This is a genomic window from Streptomyces europaeiscabiei, from assembly GCF_001550375.1.
In the GTDB taxonomy this organism is placed as follows: Bacteria; Actinomycetota; Actinomycetes; order Streptomycetales; family Streptomycetaceae; genus Streptomyces; species Streptomyces europaeiscabiei.
This window is the reverse complement of record NZ_LRTR01000757.1, coordinates 1-5036: the sequence shown is the minus strand read 5'-3', so window position 1 is coordinate 5036 and position 5036 is coordinate 1. Positions and strand designations below refer to the sequence as shown.

General features: G+C 73.4%; 1 protein-coding gene. It reads left to right on the top strand.

The genetic code is table 11. From position 1 onward, the window contains the following. Positions 1–5036: non-ribosomal peptide synthetase (locus AWZ10_RS37000; protein ID WP_159058500.1), on the top strand; the 5036-nt coding region annotated here is incomplete at both ends.

Sequence of the window (5036 nt, the reverse complement as noted above, 5' to 3'; positions counted from 1 at the left end):
TGGCACGTCCCTGCGGGACCGGCTCGCCGCGACCGCGGAGGCGGAGCGCGGGCAGGTGCTCACCGAGGCGGTGCGGCGTGAAGTCGCCGTCGTCATGGGCGTGTCCGGGGCGGACGGCGTCGGCGCCGATCAGGAGCTCAAGGAGCTCGGCATCGACTCGCTGATGGCGGTGGAGCTGCGCAAGCGCCTGTCCGACATGGCCGGTGCCGCGCTCCCCTCCGACCTGGCGTTCAGCCATCCCACACCGCGGGCGATCGCGCTGTTCCTGCTCACGGAGGCGTTCGCCGACCTGGGCGCTCCCGCCGGGACGTCCGCGAGCCGGGCGGCCGGTCCCGAACTGCCCGCTCTGGCGCGGGCCGAGGGCGCCACGACGTACCCCGCCACGCACGGGCAGCGCCGCCTGTGGTTCATGGAGCACCTGCACCCGGGCTCCGCGCAGTACAACTGCGTGCTCCGCCAGCACACCGCCCGGCCCCTCGACCCGGACGTCCTGGCACGCGCCGTGGCCTGGGTGGTGGACCGGCACGAGTCTCTGCGCACCACGCTGCGCGCCGAGGGCGGCGACGTCGTACAGGTCGTGCACCCGTCCCTGACGGTGCCGCTGGTGCACGAGGACCTGTCGCACGCCGACGAGGAGGCCGTGGCGGCGCGCCTGCGCGAGGAGGAGCTGACCCCGTTCACGGTGGATGGCGGGACGCTGCTGCGGGGCCTGGTCCTGACCCTGCCCGGCGGCGGGCAGCTGCTCTGCTTCGTGCTGCACCACGCGATCACGGACGGCTGGTCGTCGGGCATCTTCCTGCACGACCTGTACGAGGCCTACCACGCGCTGCGCGACGGCCGCGATCCTCAGCGGCCGCCGGTGGAGCACCAGGTGGGCGACTACGCGCTGTGGGAGGACCGCTGGGTGCGTGAGGGCCGCTTCGCGCCCGCGCTGGACTTCTTCGGCAGGGAGCTGGCGGGCGTGCCGCGTCTGGAGTTCCCGCCCGGCCCGCCGGGCGCGTCGGACAGCGGCGCGGACGGTGACGCCGTGTACTTCACGGTGCCAGCCGGCCTGCGCGACGCCGTGGAGAGCCTGGCCACCGACGCGAACGTCACCCCGTACACGGTGCTCGTGACCGCTTACGCGGTGCTCCTCGAGCGCTACTGCGGTCAGGACGACTTCGCGGTCGGCACGGTGTGGGGCAACCGGCAGGTGCCCGGCACGGCCAACCTCGCCGGATTCCTGGCGAACACGCTGCCACTGCGCTGCGACCTGAGCGGCGATCCGACGTTCACGGGACTGCTGGCCGCGATGCGGTCGCGGGTCCTGGGCGCCCTGGAGCACCAGAGTGTGCCGCTCACGGAGATCGTGCGGACGGCCGCCGGTGAGCGCACCGGCGAGGAGAACCCGTTCTTCCGCGCAGCGTTCAACTACATCAGCGCGTCCGCGCCGGCCCTCGGGGAGGGCGAGGACGCGTGGACGCGGCCCGCCACGGGCAGCGCGCTCGGCAACGTCCGGGGCGCCGCCAAGTTCGAGCTGGGCCTGACACTGGTGTCCGACGAGACGGGGCTGCGGGGCGAGCTGGAGTTCCAGTCCCACGTCCTGGACCGGGCGGCGGCGCAGCGGATGGCGGAGAACTTCACGGCGCTGCTTGACTCGGTGGTGCGGGACCCGAGCACTCCCCTGGGGCGGCTGGAGGCACTCGGGCAGAGCGAGCTGTCCTTGCTCCGGGAACGGGCCGGGACGGTCACACCCGAGCTGACCGACGCGCGCACCGCCCTGGGGAGGATCCTCGACCAGGCCCGCTCCACCCCGGACGCGGTAGCCCTGGTGCACGGCGAACACCGCCTGACATACCGGGAGTTGGTGTCCCGCGCGGGCTCGGTGGCACAGCGTCTGCGGGCCCATGAGGTGGGTGCGGACGTCCTGGTGGGCGTGCACGCGCCGCGCTCGGCGGCGTTCGTGGTGCTCGCCCTGGGCGTGTGGCTGGCCGGAGGCGCGTACGTGCCGATCGACCCGGCGTACCCGGCGTCGCGCATCGAGCACGTGGTGCGGGACAGTGGCATGCGGGTCGTCCTGACCACCCCCGGTCATCCGCTGGCCGTCGACGCCGGCGGCCTGGAGGTGCTGTCCCTCGACGCCGTCGCATCACCCGGTGCGGACGCCGAGGTGCCGGATGCGCTTCCGGCCCTGTCGGACCTGGCCTACGCCATCTACACCTCCGGTTCCACCGGCACCCCCAAGGGCGTCCTGCTGGAACACGCCCAGTTCGCCAACTTCTGCACCGCCATGGACGACCGCGTCGGCGGCGGTCCCGGCCACACCTGGCTCGCGGTCACCAGCCCTTCCTTCGACATCTCCACCGTCGAACTGCTGTGGACCCTCACCCGCGGCTACTGCGTGATCGTCGCCGACGGCACGGTGGCCGACTGGGGCCGCTACCGCGACGCCGCGCCCACCCACCTGCAGTGCACCCCGTCCCTGGCCCGCATGCTGCTGGCCGACCGCGACGGCCGTGCCCTCCTCGGCGGCCTGGACCGGCTGCTGGTCGGCGGTGAGGCCCTCGACCGGGCCCTGGCCAAGAAGCTGCTGCGGCACTGCACCGGCCGGATCACCAACATGTACGGGCCCACCGAGACCACCGTGTGGTCCTCCGCCTGGACCCTCGAACCGGGCGAGGTCTCCCTCGGCGAGCCGCTGCACGGCAACCGCCTGTACATCCTGGACGCGCACCGGCAGCCCGTCCCACAGGGTGCGCACGGCGAGCTGTGGATCGGCGGCCACGGCGTGGCCCGCGGCTACCACCACCGCCCGGAGCTGACCGGGGAGCGCTTCGCCACCGACCCGCACAGCCCCGTGCCGGGCGCGCGGATGTACCGCACCGGTGACATCGTCCGCCACCGCCCCGACGGCACCCTGGAGTTCTGCGGACGCACCGACGCCCAGATCAAGCTCCGCGGCCACCGCATCGAGCTCGGCGAGATCGAGTCGGTCGCGGGTGACCACCCGGCCGTGCTGGAGTGCGCCGCGATCGTCCGCGAGGACACCCCCGGCGATCCTGCCCTGTTCCTGTACTGGACACCCGCCGCCGGCACCGACGACGACACGGACCTGCGCGCCCATCTGGCCGAGCGGCTGCCCGCGTACATGGTCCCGGCCCGTCTGGTCCGCATGGCGGAGCTGCCCCACACCCCCAACGAGAAGACCGACCGCAACGCCCTCAAGGCCCTTCCCCTGCCCGCGTTCGACTCCGTCGCCGAGGCGGCCGGTGACGGCTCCGCCGAGGCCGCGCACGCGACGGACCCGGCGCAGTCGGTGGAGGACGTCGTCGCCCGCGCCTGGCAGGCCGTGCTCGGCCTGCCAGGCGTCGACCGCGACACCGGGTTCTTCGAACTCGGCGGCACGTCCATGTCCGCGCTCAGCGCCCACCAGGCGATCTGCGCGGAGCTGGGCCGCGAGTTCCCGCTGGCCACCGTCTTCCGCCACCCCACCGTGCGCAGACTGGCCGCGCACCTGAGCGGTACCGGCACGTCCACCGGCCCGGCCGCCCGCGCGGCCCGGCACGCCTCCGGTGACCCGGCCGAGGACGCCATCGCCGTCGTCGGCCTGGCCTGCCGCCTGCCCGGAGCGCCCGACATCGACTCCTTCTGGCAGGCCCTGCGCGAGGGCCGCGAGCTCATCAGCCGCTTCACCGAGGCCGAACTGCGCGAGGCAGGCGTCCCCGAAGCCCTGCTCACCCACCCCTCGTACGTCAGGGCCAAGGGGTACGTCGAGGACGTCGACCAGTTCGACGCCGGCTTCTTCGGCTACTCGCGTACCGAGGCCGAGGCGATGGACCCGCAGCACCGGCTCTTCCTCGAATGCGCCTGGGAGGGCCTGGAGAACGCGGGCATCCTGCCGCAGGAGTTCGACGGCCCGATCGCCGTGTTCGGCGGCTCCGGGTCCGGCGGCTACCAGCAGCGCGAGATCAACGACCTGTCGTCCTTCTTCCGCAACATGGTCGGCACGAAGGGAGACTTCCTGGCGCCGCGCGTCGCGCACAAGCTGAACCTGCGCGGACCGGCGCTGAACGTGCAGACCGCCTGCTCCACCGGTCTGGTCGCCACGCACCTGGCCCGCGAGAGCCTGCTGCGCGGCGAGTCGGACATCGCCCTGGTCGGCGCGTCGTCGGTGTCCGTGCCGCTCAAGAACGGCTACCCGTACCAGGAGGGCATGGTCGTCTCGCCGGACGGCAGCTGCCGGGCCTTCGACGCGGACGGCGCCGGCACGGTGTTCGGTGACGGCGTCGGCGTGGTGGTGCTGCGCCGCCTCTCCGACGCGCTCGCCGCGGGCGACACCGTCTACGCGGTGGTGCGCGGCAGCGCCATCAACAACGACGGCTCCGACAAGGTCGGCTTCACCGCACCGAGTGTGGCCGGGCAGGCACAGGTCATCGCCACCGCGCAGAGCACCGCGGGCATCAGCGCGGACAGCGTCGGCTTCATCGAGGCGCACGGCACCGGCACCGCGCTCGGCGACCCCATCGAGGTCCAGGCACTGCAGGAGGTGTTCCGCAGCGGCGAACGCGACGAGCCGTGCGCGCTCGGCTCGGTGAAGACCAACATCGGCCACACCGACGCCACCGCCGGAGTCGCCGGACTCATCAAGACGGTGCTCACCCTGCACCACCGTGAGCTCGTGCCGACCCTGCACTTCAAGCGCCCCAACCCGGACATGGACCTGGACCCGGACCTGTTCTACGTCAACACCGAGACCAGGGACTGGGTCGGGGACGGGCCGCTGCGGGCGGGCGTCTCCGCGTTCGGCATCGGCGGCACCAACGCCCACGTCGTCCTGGAGGAGGCCCCCGCGCCGATCGTGGACGAGTCCGCGGCGGACGGGACGGACGGTGCACTGCCCGTCGTGCTGTCGGCGCGTGACACGAACGCGCTGCGTGCGCAGGCCGCCCGCTGGGCCGACTGGCTCGCCACCCACCCCGAGGTGCCGCTGCGGCGCGTCGCGGTGTCGGCGGCGACCCGCCGCGAGCACTTCACCGCGCGGGCGTCCGTCACGGCGG